9 protein-coding genes are annotated in these 15657 nt (G+C 72.1%); 5 read left to right on the top strand and 4 right to left on the bottom strand.

All coding sequences use genetic code 11. The annotated features are described in order from the left end of the window. Positions 1 to 52 precede the first annotated feature (52 nt). Both ACQP2Y_RS19420 and ACQP2Y_RS19425 read left to right on the top strand, forming a co-directional pair. Positions 53 to 3616, top strand: a complete 3564-nt coding sequence (locus ACQP2Y_RS19420) for a LamG-like jellyroll fold domain-containing protein (protein WP_433730189.1) — start codon at positions 53 to 55, stop codon at positions 3614 to 3616. A 178-nt stretch (positions 3617 to 3794) separates the two neighbouring features. Continuing rightward, entirely contained in the window at positions 3795 to 4415 is a 621-nt protein-coding gene (locus ACQP2Y_RS19425) for a hypothetical protein (RefSeq protein ID WP_433730191.1), read from the top strand. On the opposite strand, the gene ACQP2Y_RS19430 is transcribed toward ACQP2Y_RS19425, so the two are convergent. The 3 genes from ACQP2Y_RS19430 to ACQP2Y_RS19440 all read right to left on the bottom strand — a co-directional run bounded on the left by ACQP2Y_RS19430 (position 4410) and on the right by ACQP2Y_RS19440 (position 9687). Further along, positions 4410 to 4805, bottom strand: a complete 396-nt coding sequence (locus tag ACQP2Y_RS19430) for a helix-turn-helix domain-containing protein (RefSeq protein WP_433731999.1) — start codon at positions 4803 to 4805, stop codon at positions 4410 to 4412. The two genes, ACQP2Y_RS19425 and ACQP2Y_RS19430, sit on opposite strands and share 6 nt — an antisense overlap. 77 nt (positions 4806 to 4882) lie before the next feature. Beyond that, on the bottom strand, positions 4883 to 7336 hold the full coding sequence (locus ACQP2Y_RS19435; protein WP_433730193.1) for a glycoside hydrolase family 3 N-terminal domain-containing protein: 2454 nt from the start codon (positions 7334 to 7336) through the stop codon (positions 4883 to 4885). A 32-nt stretch (positions 7337 to 7368) separates the two neighbouring features. Further along, the gene (locus ACQP2Y_RS19440; RefSeq protein WP_433732001.1) at positions 7369 to 9687 is read right to left on the bottom strand and encodes a glycoside hydrolase family 9 protein; all 2319 of its coding nucleotides are present in this window, start codon (positions 9685 to 9687) and stop codon (positions 7369 to 7371) included. Between the two features lie 205 nt (positions 9688 to 9892). Here ACQP2Y_RS19440 and ACQP2Y_RS19445 point away from each other — a divergent pair, with 205 nt between their 5' ends. From ACQP2Y_RS19445 to ACQP2Y_RS19455, 3 genes are all read left to right on the top strand, one after another. Next, a complete protein-coding gene (locus tag ACQP2Y_RS19445) occupies positions 9893 to 12280 on the top strand; it encodes a PEP/pyruvate-binding domain-containing protein (protein ID WP_433730195.1) in 2388 nt (795 codons plus the stop codon). A gap of 110 nt (positions 12281 to 12390) precedes the next feature. Then, on the top strand, positions 12391 to 13665 hold the full coding sequence (locus ACQP2Y_RS19450) for a lipase (RefSeq protein WP_433730197.1): 1275 nt from the start codon (positions 12391 to 12393) through the stop codon (positions 13663 to 13665). A 61-nt stretch (positions 13666 to 13726) separates the two neighbouring features. Next, complete coding sequence (locus tag ACQP2Y_RS19455; protein ID WP_433730199.1) at positions 13727 to 14563, top strand: rhamnogalacturonan acetylesterase; 837 nt, start codon at positions 13727 to 13729, stop codon at positions 14561 to 14563. Positions 14564 to 14573: 10 nt separating this feature from the next. On the opposite strand, the gene ACQP2Y_RS19460 is transcribed toward ACQP2Y_RS19455, so the two are convergent. Continuing rightward, complete coding sequence (locus ACQP2Y_RS19460; RefSeq protein WP_433730201.1) at positions 14574 to 15650, bottom strand: hypothetical protein; 1077 nt, start codon at positions 15648 to 15650, stop codon at positions 14574 to 14576. Between the last annotated feature and the right edge of the window lie 7 nt (positions 15651 to 15657).

Genomic DNA, 15657 nt, shown 5'->3' on the forward strand with positions numbered 1-15657 from the left:
TCGTCAATGTACCGTTCACACGACAGTGAGGTCGGTTGATGGGAGCGGTCGGATGCAGCTCGGGAGATCCCGTGCCGGGGTACTGGCGACAGTGGTCCTGGTGCTCACCGGCCTGGCGGTGCCGGGCGCGGCCCTCGCGGACGCCGAAGCACTGCCGGCGGCGGTCGTGCACTACACCTTCGACGGTGCCGACCTGGCCGGCGCCCGCATCGCCGACACGTCCGGCAACGGCCTGGACGGCACGCTGGTCAACCCGGCGACCGCCGCGCTGTCCGGCGACGGCCGGGGCGGCGACGCGCTGACTCTGCCCGGCGGGGCGCCCACCTCCGACGGCGCCCACGTGCGGCTGCCCCGGCGGATCCTCGAGGGTCGGACCGACCTGACGGTCTCCGTCCGGGTGCGGTGGGACGGCACGACCGCGCCGTGGCAGTGGATCTACGCGCTCGGCACGGACACGACCCGGTTCCTGTTCACCACCCCGTACAACGGCGGCGGGCTGCTGCGGACGACGGCGCTGGTGCCGGGGGCCGGCGAGGCGTCGATCACCGGTACGAAGCCAGTGCCGGCCCAGGTGTGGAAGACCCTCACCGTCACCCTCGACACGGGGGCGGACCGGCTCACCACGTACCTGGACGGCGTGGCGGTGGATTCCGCGCCGAGCGGGATCGCCGCCGCCTCGGACCTGCTGACGCCGTCGACGACCTTCGCCGGCTACCTCGGCCGCTCGTTCTTCCCGGACCCGCTCTACGACGGCGCGATCGACGACTTCCGAGTGTACGGCGCGGCCCTGACCGCGGCCCAGGTGGCCGAGGTCCACGGCGCCGAGCTGCCGGCCGCCACCGGGCTGTCGCAGACCACCTTCGACGTGCGGACCACGGTCGGCACCGCCCCGGCGCTGCCGGCAACCGTGCTCGGTGGCTTCTCCGACGGCTACCCCCGGCAGATCCCCACCGTGTGGTCTGCCGTCGACCCGGCCTCCTACGCCACCACCGGCACGTTCACCGTGCGGGGCACCGCCGCCGGCCGGGCGATCACCGCGACTGTCACCGTCATCCGCGAGGGGCAGCTGGTGGTCGACCTGGCCAAGGACACCGGCGCCTTCCACGGCGGCGCGTCCGGCTCGCTCTACGGGCTCTACGGGCAGGGCGTGCCGACCAACAACCTGATCGAGGGCATGCGGCTGCGCACGGTCTCGACCAAGGCGCAGGACGGCCCGCAGCACCCCGGCGCGGACGCGCTCGAAGTGGTCGAGCCGCTGGCCGACAGCACCGGCGGGGACGTCTACATCTACATGACCGACATCCACCGCGGGTTCCCGTACCAGTGGCCGGGGGACACGCCCGCGGAGAAGCTCGCGCTCTACAAAGAGAAGATCGCCACCCAGGTCGACCAGGTCCTGACGCTGGCGCCGGAATACCGGGACAACATCGTCTTCGTGCCGTTCAACGAGCCCGAGGGCAACATGTTCGGCACCGGCGAGTGGTCCTACGACCGGACCAGCTGGCTGACCGACCCGACGGCCTACTTCCGGGCCTGGGACGACGTGTACGCCCTCATCAAGGACAAGCTGCCGGCGGCACGCATCGCCGGGCCCAACACCAGCGTGCTGTACCCGCAGGTCAAGGACTTCCTGCGGCACACGGTCACGGCCGGCACGGTGCCCGACGTGATGACCTGGCACGAGCTGAGCCACCCCGAGGCGGTCCGCACCAGCGTCGCGACCTACCGCGCCTGGGAGAAGGAGGTGCTCGGGCGGGAACTGCCGATCAACGTCAACGAGTACGCGTTCAACTACCACACCTCGGTGCCCGGCCAGATGATCCAGTGGGTCTCGGCCATCGAGGAGTCCAAGGTGGACGCGGACATTGCGTACTGGAACATCGACGGCAACATCTCCGACTCGGCCGTGCAGGCCAACCGGGGCAACGGGCAGTGGTGGCTCTACAACGCGTACGGGGCGATGACCGGGCACACCGTGGGAGTGACCCCGCCGTACCCGGGCCGCAACTACACGCTGCAGGGCGTCGCCACGCTGGACGAGCGCAAGAAGCAGGCCCGGCTGCTCTTCGGCGGGGCCGGCGGCAAGTCCTGGGTCCAGTTCGACCACGTGCCCGCCCGGGTCTTCGGCCGTACGGTGCACGCCGAGCTCCGCCGCATCGCCTGGACCGGGCAGCTCGGCGACTCGGCCCAGCCGCCGGTGATCGCCGCGCGGAACCTGACCGTCCGCAACGGCACGGTCGTGCTGCCCCTCGGCACCGACGGCCTGCCCGCACTCGACGAGTCGTCGGCCTACGAGGTCGTGCTCACCCCCGGCACCTCACCGGCGGCCCCGGTCACGACCCGCTGGGAGCACGACTACGAGGCCGAGGACGCCACGTACACCGGCTCGGGTTACAGCAAGAACGGCCCCGAGGGCTCGCCGGCCGACGTGTCGAAGTTCTACACCTCCGGCGGGTACGACGTGGGCGGCCTGCGGACCGGCTCCGACGGCGTACTCGACTTCACCGTCGACGTCCCCGAGCCGGGCCGCTACGACCTGCGGGTGTTCGCGAACTCGCTGAACACGTACCCGCTGGTCGCCGACCAGGGCCCGACCAACGTCTTCCTGCGCGTCGACGGCCGGGACGAGCAGGAGCTTTTCCTGCCGCTCGGCTACAAGTGGGCGGTCTGGGACCACACCGACACCAAGCTCGACCTCACCGCCGGCCGGCACGTCATCTCGCTGGCCGCCCGCAGCCTCGACGGCACCCGGGCGACCAAGGGCGACGCGATCCTCGACCGCATCCAGCTGGGCCTGCCCGGCCCGGCCGCGCGAACCGCGGTCTACGAGGCGGAACGGGCCGACCTGACCCGAGGCGAGCCGGCCTACGGACGCACCCGCGACGTGGTGCGGCTGCGCGACGGATCGGCGACGTTCTGGGTCTACTCAGCGACCGACGCCCCCTCGACGATCCGCGTCCACACCGCCGGCCGCGCCGAGCTCACCGTCAACGGCCACAAGGTGCTGCGCACGACCGGTGGTCGAGACGCCGTGACCGTCGCCCTCTCCGGCGGCATCAACAAGGTGACCGTCACCGGCCGGACCACCCTGGACCGCATCGAGGTGACCCCGGCAACGCTGCCCACAGCGACGTACGAAGCCGAGGCAGCGACGAAGGCCGGCACGGCGGCCGTTACCGCACTCCCACTGGCCTCCGGCGGCGCGGCGGTGGACCGGATCGGCGGCACGCCCGGCAACGGCAACACCCTGACCTTCACCGTCCGCGCCGACCGGACGGAACGCCACGCGCTGCGCATCCGCTACGCCAACCCGGAACAGGCCGAAGCCACCCACTACAACCCCGACCCCCTGGTACGCCACGCCGACATCTCCATCAACGGCGGCGCGGCGGAGCGGGTGAACTTCCCGCACAGCTTCCACCGCGACAACTTCTGGGAGCTGACGGTGCCGGTGTCCCTGCGCCGGGGCACCAACACAATCAGCTTCTCCAGCGAGGAACTACCGAACTTCGACGGCCGGACGTACGCGTCCCAGACCTTCCCGGGCATCCTGCTGCGGTCCGCGTACGCCCCGATCATCGACAGGATCGCGATCACGCCGCTGGCCCGGCCCTGAGGAAACCGCGAGCTTCCATCGCGCCGCAGGCCGTCGGCGATGACGTGATCGTCGAGGCTTACCTGGTAGTCGTCCTTACCGCAGCGCACGCGGATCGCGGTAGATCCGGATATTCGCTCGAGGCGCTGGGGATGATCGGGCATCACCCGCTTTGCCCTGAGGCTCTACGCTGCCCCGCGTGCGGCTTACTCCTCGGCTACTTGCCAATGCGACCATGCGGACGGTATTGGCAGGTGCGGCAGGCTTGTTGGCCTTGCTGACCGTTGTCTACACAGGGTTAGCGTTTCGGCACCGCGACGACGGCCAGCGGTCGTCTGAAACCACCGCCGAATCTACTGCGCTGCTACTCGACACGGCGGACTGGGGCGAGAGCCTCCCCGACGCGGGTGGTGTGACCGTCGAGACCCAGGCCCACGAAAATATCGTCACAAAAGATCTCAGCGTTATCCGCCGATGGCAGATGCCCCAATCGGGCGACGGCTTTGTACTTCGGCAAGACGTTCAAACTCAGCCGAGCCAAGAAAAGGCACACGAGGCCTACCTAGCCGCCGATCCGGCCCCGAACTATCGGGAAGATCTCGACGGGGCCGATCCCGTCAGTACCGCTGCCGCAGCCCATGCCGACGAGGCTGTCGGCTACTGCGTCCCGGACCAGACGGGCTGCTTCATCATCCACTACACGCTGCGCTACGAAACCCATGTCATCGATTTGAGTCTCATCCGACGCGGAGCCGTCAGCAGCAATGCTGAGGCGCTACTGCGCACCCTCGATCTCGTCGTCACCGAACGGTTGTCATAGTTTTCCGTACGGCAGTCGGCGGCCGAGGGAGCAAACGAAACGGGCATGACCGCCGCCCGGAGCCGGTACGCACGGATTATTTTCTCCGACACACTCTGGCTTCGCGGGCGCGAGTCGTGGTCGACGGGCCGCCACACGCTGGTGGGCTCCGAGAGGATGGTTGATCTCCCGGCCCATGGTGGACGGTGCCCGGTCCAGGAGCTTGGCGATCCCCCGGATTGGTCTGCCGGCCCGGTGTTCCTCGGCGATGGTGACGCGCTCGTCCTCGGACAGATAGCGGGCTGAGACATCCTGCTTCGGCGTAGCGATCGGCGAGTAGGTCTTCGACTCGCCGTCCGCGCTGGTGACCGTTCGGGCGGATCGCCGGCGGGTGCCGGTGCGAGGGTTGATACCGGCTTCCCGAACCCGAGGGGGCCGGCCGGGTCAAGACCCGACCGGCCCCTGCGGCGAGGGAGGCGCCTACCGCCTCATGCGACCGTGCAGGCAGCGCCGTTGAGGGTGAACGACGCCGGGCGCGGGTTGGTGGATCCGCGGTTCGCGTTGAAACCGAACGTCACCGTAGCCCCCGCGGCCAACGACGGGCTCCAGCTCTCACCCGTAGCCGTCACCACCGTGCCGACCTGCGCCACCCGGGCTGACCAGCCCTGCGTAACCTGCTGGCCTGCGGTGTACGACCATTGCAGGCTCCAAGCGCTGACCGCCGCCGTACCCGTGTTGGTCAGCGAGACCGACCCGGTGAAGCCGGCGCTCCAGTCGCTCGTGGAGTACGCCACCCGGCAGGTGCCGCCCGCCGGCGTGTCGCCGGCCGAGGTGGTCACCGCCAGCGCCGTCGAGCGGGCCGAGCGGTTCCCCGCCGCGTCCCGGGCCGCCACCGTGAACTCGTAGCGGGTCGCCGCACTCAGGCCGGTGACCGCATAGGAGGTCGTGGTGGGCGAGCCGATCAGAGTGCCGTCGCGATAGACGTCGTAGCCGGCCAGACCGCTGCCGCCCGTGTCCGTCGAGGCCGGCCAGGTCAGCGTCAGGCCGGTGGCGGTCACCGCGGTCGCGGCCGGGGTGCCGGGCACGCTGGGTGCGGCCGTGTCGGCCGGGGTGCTGCTGTAGGTCAGGCCGTAGCCGTACGCGAACAGCGGCGTCTTGCCGTCCCCGTCGTTGATCGGCTGCTGGCTCGCCGACTGCATCCAGGTCATCGGGAGCTTGCCGGTCGGCGCGTAGTCGCCGAACAGGACGTCGGCCACGCCGGCGCCCTCGCTGCCGGGCAGCCAGGCGGCCACCAGGGCGTTCCAGTTGGGCAGCTCGGTGGCGATGTCGAGCGGGCGGCCCGAGACCAGCACCACGATCACCGGTACGCCCGCGGCCCGCAGCCGCGACAGCGTGGCCAGGTCGGTGGCGTCCAGGCTCATCGAGCCGACCCGGTCGCCCTCGCCCTCGGCGTACGGGGTCTCGCCCACGACGGCGATCGCGGCCCGGTACGTGTTGTCGATGCCGGTGCCGTCGCGCTGGTAGGTCACCGTGGCGTTGCTGCCCACCGCGCTGCGGATGCCCTGCAGGATCGACGTGCCGGGGTAGGTCGACCCGCTCGCGCCCTGCCAGGTGGTGGTCCAGCCGCCGGCCTGGTTGCCCAGGTCGTCGGCGCTCTTGCCGGCCACGAAGATCTTGCCGCCGGACTTGGCCAGCGGCAGCACCCCGCCCGCGTTCTTCAGCAGCACCTGCGACTTGCGCACCGCCTCGCGGGCCAGCGCGCGGTGCGCGGTGCTGCCGATCGTGGACGCGTACGTGCGGTCGGCGTACGGCTTCTCGAAGAGTCCCAGCTCGAACTTCTTGGTCAGGATGCGCCGGTTGGCGTCGTCGATGCGGGCCATCGGGATCTGCCCGGCCTGCACCGCCGCGCGCAGGTAGCCGAGGAACTGCTGCCAGTCGTTCGGCACCATGATCATGTCGAGGCCGGCGTTGATCGAGGCGGCCACCTCGGCCTGGGTGAAGCCGACCTGCCCGTCGATCTGGTCGATCGCCGCCCAGTCCGAGACGGTGAAGCCGGTGAAGCCCAGCTCGCCCTTGAGCAGGTCGGTGATCAGGTACTTCGAGCCGTGCAGCTTGGTCCCGTTCCAGCTGCTGAACGAGATCATCACCGAGCCGACGCCCCGGTTCACCGCGGCGGCGAACGGCGGCAGGTGCACGGCCCGCAGCTCGGCCTCGGTGAGCTGGGTGTTGCCCTGGTCGGTGCCGCCGGTGGTGCCGCCGTCCCCGATGTAGTGCTTGGCCGTGGCCAGCACGGACGCCGGGCCGTTCAGCGCGGTGCCCTGCAACCCGTCGATGACGGTGGTCATCGCCGTGGCGATCTCCGGCTTCTCGCCGAACGACTCGTACGTGCGGCCCCACCGGTCGTTGCGGGCCACACACACGCACGGGGCGAACGTCCAGTCCTGCCCGGCGCCGGTGACCTCCTCGGCGGTGGCCCGGCCGATCCGCGCGGCCAGGTCGGGGTCGCGGGTGGCGCCGAGGCCGATGTTGTGGGGGAAGATCGTCGACCCGAGCACGTTGTTGTTGCCGTGCACGGCGTCGATGCCGTAGATCATCGGGATCTGCAGCGGAGTGGCCAGGGCGCCGCGTTGCAGGTTGTCGTACATGTCGGCCCAGGCCGCCGGGGTGTTCTGCGCGGGGCCGGAGCCGCCGCCGGAGAGCACCGAGCCGACCCGGTACTGGGTGAGCTGGGCCGGGCTGATGACGGCGCGCTCGGCCTGGGTCATCTGGCCGATCTTGTCGTCCAGGGTCATCCGGGCGAGCAGGTCGGTCACCCGGGTCGCGACCGGCAGGGCCGGGTCCTGGTAGGGCAGGACCGCGGCTGACGCGGGCGGTGGCCCGAACGCCGCCAGGGCGGTCACGGTGGTCGCGGCACACAAGGCCGCGCGGAGGGCAGTTCGCATGGGGTCCTGTCTCTGCTGGTGGGGAACGGGGCTCAGGCGACGGTGCAGGCGGAGCCGTTGACGGCGAAGGCGGTGGGCCTCGGGTTGGCGCCGGTGTGGGTGCCGTTCATGCCGAAGCTCACCGAGGCGCCCGCGGCCACCGCGCCGTTCCAGCTCGCGTTGGTGACGGTCACCTGCGTACCGGTCTGGGTGGCGGTGGCCGACCAGGCCTGGGTGATCTTCTGTCCGGCGGTGTAGGCGTAGGTCAGCGACCAGCCGTTGAGCGGCGCGGTGCCGGTGTTGGTCACGGTGACGTTCGCCGTGAAGCCGGCACTCCAGTCGGTGGTGCTGTAGGCGACCCGGCACGGCCCGCTCGGCCCGGTGCTGGGCGTGACCGACGGCGTGACCGACGGGGTGGCCGACGGCGTCGCGGACGGCGTGACCGAAGGGGTGACGGACGGGGTGACCGAAGGGGACGGTGACGGCCCGGTGCCGGGCTCGTTGCCCCACACCCGCGTCGTGCCCTCGTAGAGCGGGACGCCGGTGTTCGGTCCGGCGGCCGCCTGGTACGACGGGTCGTCGGTCGGATCCCACGTGCCGCCCTCGACCACCCCGATCTTGAGCTGCACCTCCATCCGGTGCGCCGACTGACCGGCCGGGGCGATGGTGTAGCCGGTGCAGTCCACCTCGACGTACCAGACGTCGCCGGCGTACTGCTTGGCCGCGGTCGGCCCCGGGCACCCCTGGGTGTACGGCGTGCTGACGGTCAGCGCGGCGTCCCCGTCACGGGTGAAGTAGTAACGGAACTTCGCGGCGGTCAGGGCGCGCGCCGGGAAGGCCGACTTGTTGTAGACGATCACCTTGACGCCGGTCGAGCGGGTCTCGTTCTGCATCACCGTGGTCTCGACGGACAGCTCCGCCAGGTCCGGCTTCTCGGCCTGCGGGAAGTTGGCCGCCGGCGTGCCGCCGTACTCACCGTAGAGCCGGGCCACCGCCGAGGTGAAGCCGGCGTTGTAGTCGGTGGCGACCTCGTTCATCACGTAGTCGCCGCGGCTGTCGGTGTACGCGTCGTCCGGCGCCGACGGCCCGCCCACCAGCGCGCCGTACAGCACGTGCCGGGTCTGCTCGGGCACCTGCTGGCTGTCCCACCAGGACCCGTGCGCGGTGCGGTGGTGCGGATTCTTCGGCGCGTTGGCCCCGAAGCCGATGACGTAGCTCGACTTGCGCGGGTTGGCGCCCAGCGCGTAGTCGATCTGCTTGACGGCGAAGTCGTGGTAGCGCGTCTTGCGGGCCGCGTCGGCCAGGTGGTCGCTGTGCACGAGCGCGACGAAGGCCGTGTTGGCCGCGTACCGCAGGGCGCCCCAGGTGTCCACGACGACCATCCCGCCGGGGGAGGTGCGGACCTTCTCGCCGTTGACCCCGACGGTGAACCAGTCCAGCCACCGGTTGGCGTCGTCGAGGTACTTCTGCTTGCCGGTCAGCTGGGCCAGCAGCACGTAGGTGCCGTACTGCTTGTTGTCCCAGGAGATCGTCCACTTGTACATCTTGGTGCTGGTCTGGTTCTCGTTGCCCTGCGCGTCGTATCCGGCCTCGGCCTTGGCCAGGTAGGCGGCGTCACCGGTGGCGCGGTGCAGCCAGATCGCGCCCCACACCAGCTCGTCGGCGTAGCCGCTCCAGGAGCGGTAGAACGACGTCGCGTCGGTGATGCACTCGTGGTAGTTCTTCCGGACCGTGTCGGCGAAGGTGTAGAGCTGCTTGGCGTGGGTGAGCAGCGTGTCGGCGTACCCGGGATCGGTCGCGCGGAAGACCATCGAGCTGGCGGCCATGGCGGCCGCGGTCTCCGCGGCCAGCTCCGTGCCGCCGCAGCTGGCGTCGATCTTGTACGCGGGCCGCGCCATCGGCAGCACCTCGGCCGGTCCCCACCACTTGTGGTCGGCGTCGCCGTTGCCGACCTGCCCGTAGAGCACGTTCGGGGCGGGGTGGGCCTTGATGAAGTAGTCGTTGGGTACCCGCAGGTTGTTCAGCAGGTGGGTGAGCTGGCCGGAGGCGGCGTAGGCGTCGCGGTTCTCCACCGCGCCCCAGGCCAGCATGGTGGTGGTGAACGCCATCGGCAGGCCGAACTTGACGTGGTCACCGGCGTCGAACCAGCCGCCGGTCAGGTCCAGGCCGACGTCCGAGCCGTCGCGCAGGGCGGAGTCACCGCGCCAGGAGACCCGGTTCCAGGCCGGTTTGCGTCCGGCGACCTGGGCCTCGTAGAAGAACAGGGACTTCTGCAGGGCCTCGCCGTAGCTGTAGGTGGGGGCGGCGGCCGCGCCGGAGGGCGCGGCCAGCGCGATCCCGACGGAGGCGAGCAGCAGGCCGACGAAGGACATGAGGAGATAACGGCGTGAGGTGGACAACGGTGGGCTCCTGTCCGGGGTATGGGAGCGCTCCCATATCGCTGTGCCTCGATTTAACCCGCAGATGACGAATGTGTGAAGCCCTGATTTCAGAGCGGCACATTCTTTGCGTTGCAGTCGTATTGCCAAACGGCTATGGTTGTCCCGTTGCAGTCGTATGGCGATGGCAGGGGGCCGGATGTCCGTGATCGCGTTGTCCGAGGTGCGGGCCGGGACGCAGGAGCTCGTCAGTGGCAAGGCGGCCGGGCTGGCCGAGCTGATCCGCCACGGCGATCGGGTGCCGCCGGGCTTCTGCGTCACGACCGAGGCCCACCGGCGCGGCGTCGTCCCGGCGGCCGAGATCCTCGCCGCGTACGAGAAGCTCGGTGCAGGCCCGGTGGCGGTGCGCTCCAGCGCGACCGCCGAGGACCTGCCCGACGCCAGCTTCGCCGGGCAGCACGACACCGTCCTCGGCGTCACCGGCGCCGACGACCTGCTGGCCGCGGTCGAGGCGTGCTGGGCGTCGCTGCACAGCGCCCGGGCGGCCGCCTACCGCGACGCCCACGGCATCGCCCAGGACACGGTCCGGATGGCGGTGGTCGTGCAGCGGATGGTCGACGCCGAGGTGTCCGGCGTGCTGTTCACCGCCAACCCGCTGACCGGCAACCGCACCGAGATGATGGTTGACGCCGCCCCCGGTCCCGGCACCACTGTGGTCGACGGCACCGCCCCGGTCGACCACTACGTGCTCGGCCCGGCCACGCCGGCGGCCACCGGGTGCGTGCCGCCCGAGCTGCTCGAGCGCTTGCGCTCGGTGGGGGAGCGGCTGCAGGAACGGGCCGGCGGCCCGCAGGACGTGGAGTGGTCGGTGGACCGCTCCGGCACGCTGTGGCTGCTCCAGTCGCGGCCGATCACCACCTTGTTCCCGCTGCCGCCGCGGACCGGCCCGGAGCCCCGGGTGTACGTCGAGTTCGGTCACGTGCAGGGCATGCTCCAGCCGGTGACGCCGATGGGCCTGTCCACCCTCAAGGCCCAGATCGCCGGCATGCTCGCGGCCCTCGGCGTCCGGGCGGAGATCGTCGACATCGGCGGGCGGCTCTATGGTGACCTCACCGACCAGGCGCGCCACCCGTCCGCCCGCAAACGCCTGATCAAGCTCATGGCGGTCGACTTCGGCCCCCGCGCCCAGGCGGCCATGGCGTACGTCCTCGACGATCCCCGGTTCGCCCCGCGCAAGGGCGCCGCACCCCGCGCCGCCACCCCGTCGCTGCGTACGGCCACACGCGCGGTGACCGGCATCGTCGGCGCCCTCGCCCGCCCCGAGGCCGCCCGCGCCCGGATGGGCCGGGCCGTCGAGCAGTTACGGCTCGCCGCCGTCCCGGCCGGGGAACTGCGCACCGCCGCGGACCGGTTGCGCTACCTCCGCGACAACGGCTCGGGCGACGGCGCCGACGCCATCACCTGGCCGATCGTGGCCGGCATGCTGGCCGCCACCCTGCCGCAACAGCTGCTCAAGGGCATCGCGACCGCGGACGAGATCCATGCCGTGCTGGCCGGCATGCCGCACAACGTCACCATCGAGATGGACCTCGCCCTCTGGCAGGTGGCCCAGGGCGCCCGGCAGCACGGCGAACTCCTGCTCGGCTCGCCGCCGGCCGAGCTCGCCGCCCGCTACCTGGCCGGTGAGCTGCCGGAGCTCGGCCTGGCCGCGTTCCTCGACCGGTACGGCCACCGCGGCGTCGCCGAGGTCGATCTCGGCGTCCCCCGCTGGTCCGAAAACCCGGCGCCGGTCTTCGCCATGATCGCCAACTATCTGCGAGTGACCGACCCCGAGCAGGCCCCCGACCGCCGGTTCGCCCGGGCCGCCGCCACCGCCGAGTCCACCCTGACCGACCTCGTCGCGCGGGCCCGCCGGCGCCGGCCGGTGCGCGGCCGCCTCGCCGGTTTCCTGCTGCGCCGGGCCCGCTCCCTGGCCGGCCTGCGCGAGACGGGCAAGTTCGCCGGCTTGTACCCGCTGCGGGAGATGCGCCGGCAGTTGCTGCTGCTCGGCGCCGACCTGACCGCCGCCGGCCGCCTCGACCGCCCGGACGACATCATGTTCGTGACCCTCGACGAGGCCGGCACCGACGCCGATCTGCGCGAGGTCGCCGCCGCCCGCAAGCTGGTGCACCAGCGCGAGTCGCGGCGCCGGACGGTTCCGGTCGCCCTGCTGTCCGACGGCACCGACGTCGAAACGGTGCTGCCCGTGCCGCCCGCCCGCGACGGCGCGTTGCCGGGTGTGGGCGCCTCGGCGGGCCGGGTCACCGGACCGGCCCGGGTCGTCCGTGACCCGGCCACCGCCCGCATCGAGCCCGGCGACATCCTGGTCGCGGCGACCACGGACCCCGGCTGGACTCCGCTGTTCCTCACCGCGGCCGCGCTGGTGACGGAGACCGGCGCGATCATGGCGCACGGCCCGACGGTGGCCCGCGAGTACGGCATCCCCGCGGTGATCTCCGTCCCCGGCGCCACCGAGAAGATCACCACCGGTCAGCTGATCACCGTGGACGGCGCCACCGGCACCGTCACGCCCGTCAAGGTCACCTGAGCGGCTTCTCAGCGGCTCAGCCGGCGCTCAGGAAGCCCCGCGCAGTCTGTTCGTCGAGTGAGGACAGCGACGACCGAACGGGGAAAGCCATGCGGTGCAACGGAAACCAGGTGAGTCGCCGGCTGGTGCTGGCCGGCGGGGCGGGCGTGACAGCAGCGGCGCTGTTGCCCACGGCCGCCACGGGGGCGAGCCGGAACGGCGCGAGCGGGCGCGCCACGGCCGCAGCGGGCGGGAAGGTGCGGCTGCGTCTGCCGGGGCCGGGCGGGCCGTACCCGGTGGGCACCGTGGATCTGCACCTGGTGGACCGGTCCCGCCCGGATCCGTACGTCACCGGGCAGCCGTACCGGGAGCTCATGGTCAACCTCACCTATCCGGCCCGGCCGGCCGCCGGACCGGTCGTGCCGTGGCTCACGCCGGGTTGGGCCGGGGCGGCCGACGAGATCTTCGCATTCGCCACCGCCCCGGAACCGGCCGGGCAGGTGGACTGGGCCGGCACCTGCTCGCACGCCCTTGCCGGCGTGGCCGCCCGCGACACCGACGACGGCTGGCCGGTGCTGGTCCACCAGCTGGGCCATTGGGGTTCGCACAGCACCAACCGGTGCGAGATCGAGGACCTGGCCAGCCGCGGGTACGTGGTCGTGACGTTCGAGCCGACCCACGAGACGCCGGTCGTGTTCCCCGGCGGGCGGCTCGTCCCGCAGCACCCGGCGGCGAACCCGCCCAACGATGACCGCTACAGCCCCGAGTTCCTGGCCTACGTGCGCCACATCTACGCGAGCCGCACCGCCGACGCCCGCTTCGTGCTCGACCGGCTCACGGCGCTGGGCGCCCGGGCGCTGCCCGCCGGTCTGCGCGCCGGCCTCGATCTCGGCCGGATCGGCGCGTTCAGCGGCATCACCGGCGCCGGCCTGATGACGCTGACCCTGCTGGCGGCCGACGAGCGGGTCCGGGCCGGGGCGATCGGGGACACCGACGTCGGCTTCCCGACCGCCGACGGGGGCTGGCTGCCGCTGGCACCTGTGGTCGAGCAGGGACTGACTGGCGCGGTGCTGGCGATCCGGCCGGGCAGCGCGTACGGCGCGGCCAACCCGATGTGGGACCGGCAGTGGTCGGTGCTGCGCGGCTGGCGGCGGGAGCTGGAGCTGGTCGGTGGCGGGATGGGCTGGTGCAGCGACCTGCAGACCGTGCTGCCCCAGGTGCGGCACGGCCTCGGGCTGCCTGCCGACGCGCACGCCGCGATGATCGGCACAGTCTCACCGGCGGCGGCCGTCGCGGCGACCCGCGCGTACCAGGCGGCGTTCTTCGATCTGCACCTCAAGGGCCGGCAGACCCGCCTGTTCAGCCGGCCCAGCGCGGCGCACCCGGCGGTCCGGCTGGTTCGGTGACCCGTGAAAACACTATAGGTAAGCGCTTGCCTGGATCGACAAGGGCTGATCTGATGGCGGCATGGAGCTTGATCGCAGGATGCTGTTGCGGGCCGCGCTCGGCGGTGCCGTCGCCGGTGGGCTGGGGATCACCGGACCGGCCGGCGCCGCCGAGCGCCGCCCGCCCCGACACACGATCTTCGTCGCGGGGGACTCGACCGCGGCCACGTACGCCGTCGCGGACGTGCCCCGCGCGGGCTGGGGCCAGGCGCTGCCGCTCTTCCTGCGGCCGGAGGTCGCGGTGGTCAACGAGGCGCTCTCCGGCGCCAGCTCCAAGAGCTTCGCGGACCTGGGCCGGCTCGACCGGATCCTGGCCGCGATCCGTCCCGGCGACGTGCTGCTGGTGTCCTTCGGCCACAACGACGAGAAGGTCGAGGACCCGGCCCGCGGCACCGAGCCCTGGACGACCTTCCAGGAGTACCTGCGCCGCTACCTGGACGGCGCGCGGGCCCGCCGCGCCCGGCCCGTGCTGGTCACCCCGGTCGAGCGGCGGCGGTTCACCGCCGAGGGCGTGCCGTACCTGTCGCACGGGGAGTATCCGGCGGCGATGCGGGCGCTGGCCGAGGACACCGGTACGCCGCTGATCGACCTGACCGCGTTGTCGTTCGCCCGCTGGGGCGCCCTGGGTCCGGAGGCCACCAAGACCCACTTCCTGTGGCTGGACCCGGGTGTGTCACCGAACTATCCCGCCGGGGTCGCCGACAACACCCACTTCCAGGCGCACGGGGCGATCGAGGTGGCCCGGCTGGTGGTGGCGGCCGGACGGATGCTGCCGGGCCGGGACCACCGGGCGCTGTGCGACCCCGCGATCCCGGACGACTCGCTCGTCTGGCCCCCGACCCGGCCGGCCGAGAGCTGACCGGAACTCGTCAGGGGCTCGGCAGCCGCCAGACGGTGACGTCCTCGCCGCGGGAACTCACCGTCAGCCAGGTCCCGTCACCCAGTCCGATCGGGTGCGGGCCGGCCGCGGCCGGATAACGGATCGGACCGCGGACGTCCAGGGTCTCGACGTCGATGAGCCAGTGCCGCACGTCGGCGGCGCCGTACCCGTGCTCGCTGGTCTCCGCCACGAGCGTGCGGTCGTCGACCAGCCCGCACCGGAAACCCCAGCCGGCGGCGGGTTCGGCCGGCTCCAGCCGGTCGGCCCGGACGGTGCCCAGCACAACGTGGTCGGACGTGCGGTGCACGGTCAGCTCCTGACCCTGCTCGTGCCCGCGGGTCAGGAACGTGCGGCCGCCCGGCCCGGCGGCGAGCAGGATCCGGTCGTCATCGGGGAGCCGCTCGACGTGCAGGACACCGTCGGTCAGTCGTCCCCACAGCGCGGGTGATCCGTCCTGGCCCTCGCCGACGGCCAGGCCCATGACCGCCGGGTCCGGGTGTGGGACGTGGTGCGATCCGGCGGCGTACGTCTCGGTGCCGGCCCGCGCCGCGACGGTGCCGTCCGCGGGGTCGATCACCAGCCACGTCTCTGGACTGGACTCGCCACGCGGATCGTCGTCCTCGCCGAGCTCCCGTACGTGTGCCCACACCGTCCGGCCGTCGGCGCCGAAGCAGGCCGAGCCGTGGTCGGGATGCTTGTGGGCCGGGTCGGCGGTGTACTCCTCCGCCGTCTCGTGCCACTCCTCGCAGACCCAGCAGCCGTGCGGGATCTCCCATCGGGTCACGCCGTCCGGTGTCACCCCGCGCACCGCGTGCAGTCCGGTGAAGACGGCCAGGTCGAGGCCGGGCGCCACGGCGTCGACGCCGCTCGCGACGCGCGGCCAGGGCGCCGGGAAAGCCACCAGCGGGGTGTCGTCGCCCGTGGCCAGGCGGTCGAGGTCGTAGACCGCCAGCGTCGTGTCGGTGCGGGTGGTCACCAGCCGCCGGCTCGGCACGCCCGGCGTCAGGGGGCCGTCGCACGCGGTGGGCAGCGACACCGCAGTGACCGGCTGCGCGTTGATCTCCATGGCGGAG

The sequence above is a fragment of the Actinoplanes sp. CA-051413 genome, from assembly GCF_050955795.1.
GTDB lineage: Bacteria > Actinomycetota > Actinomycetes > Mycobacteriales > Micromonosporaceae > Actinoplanes.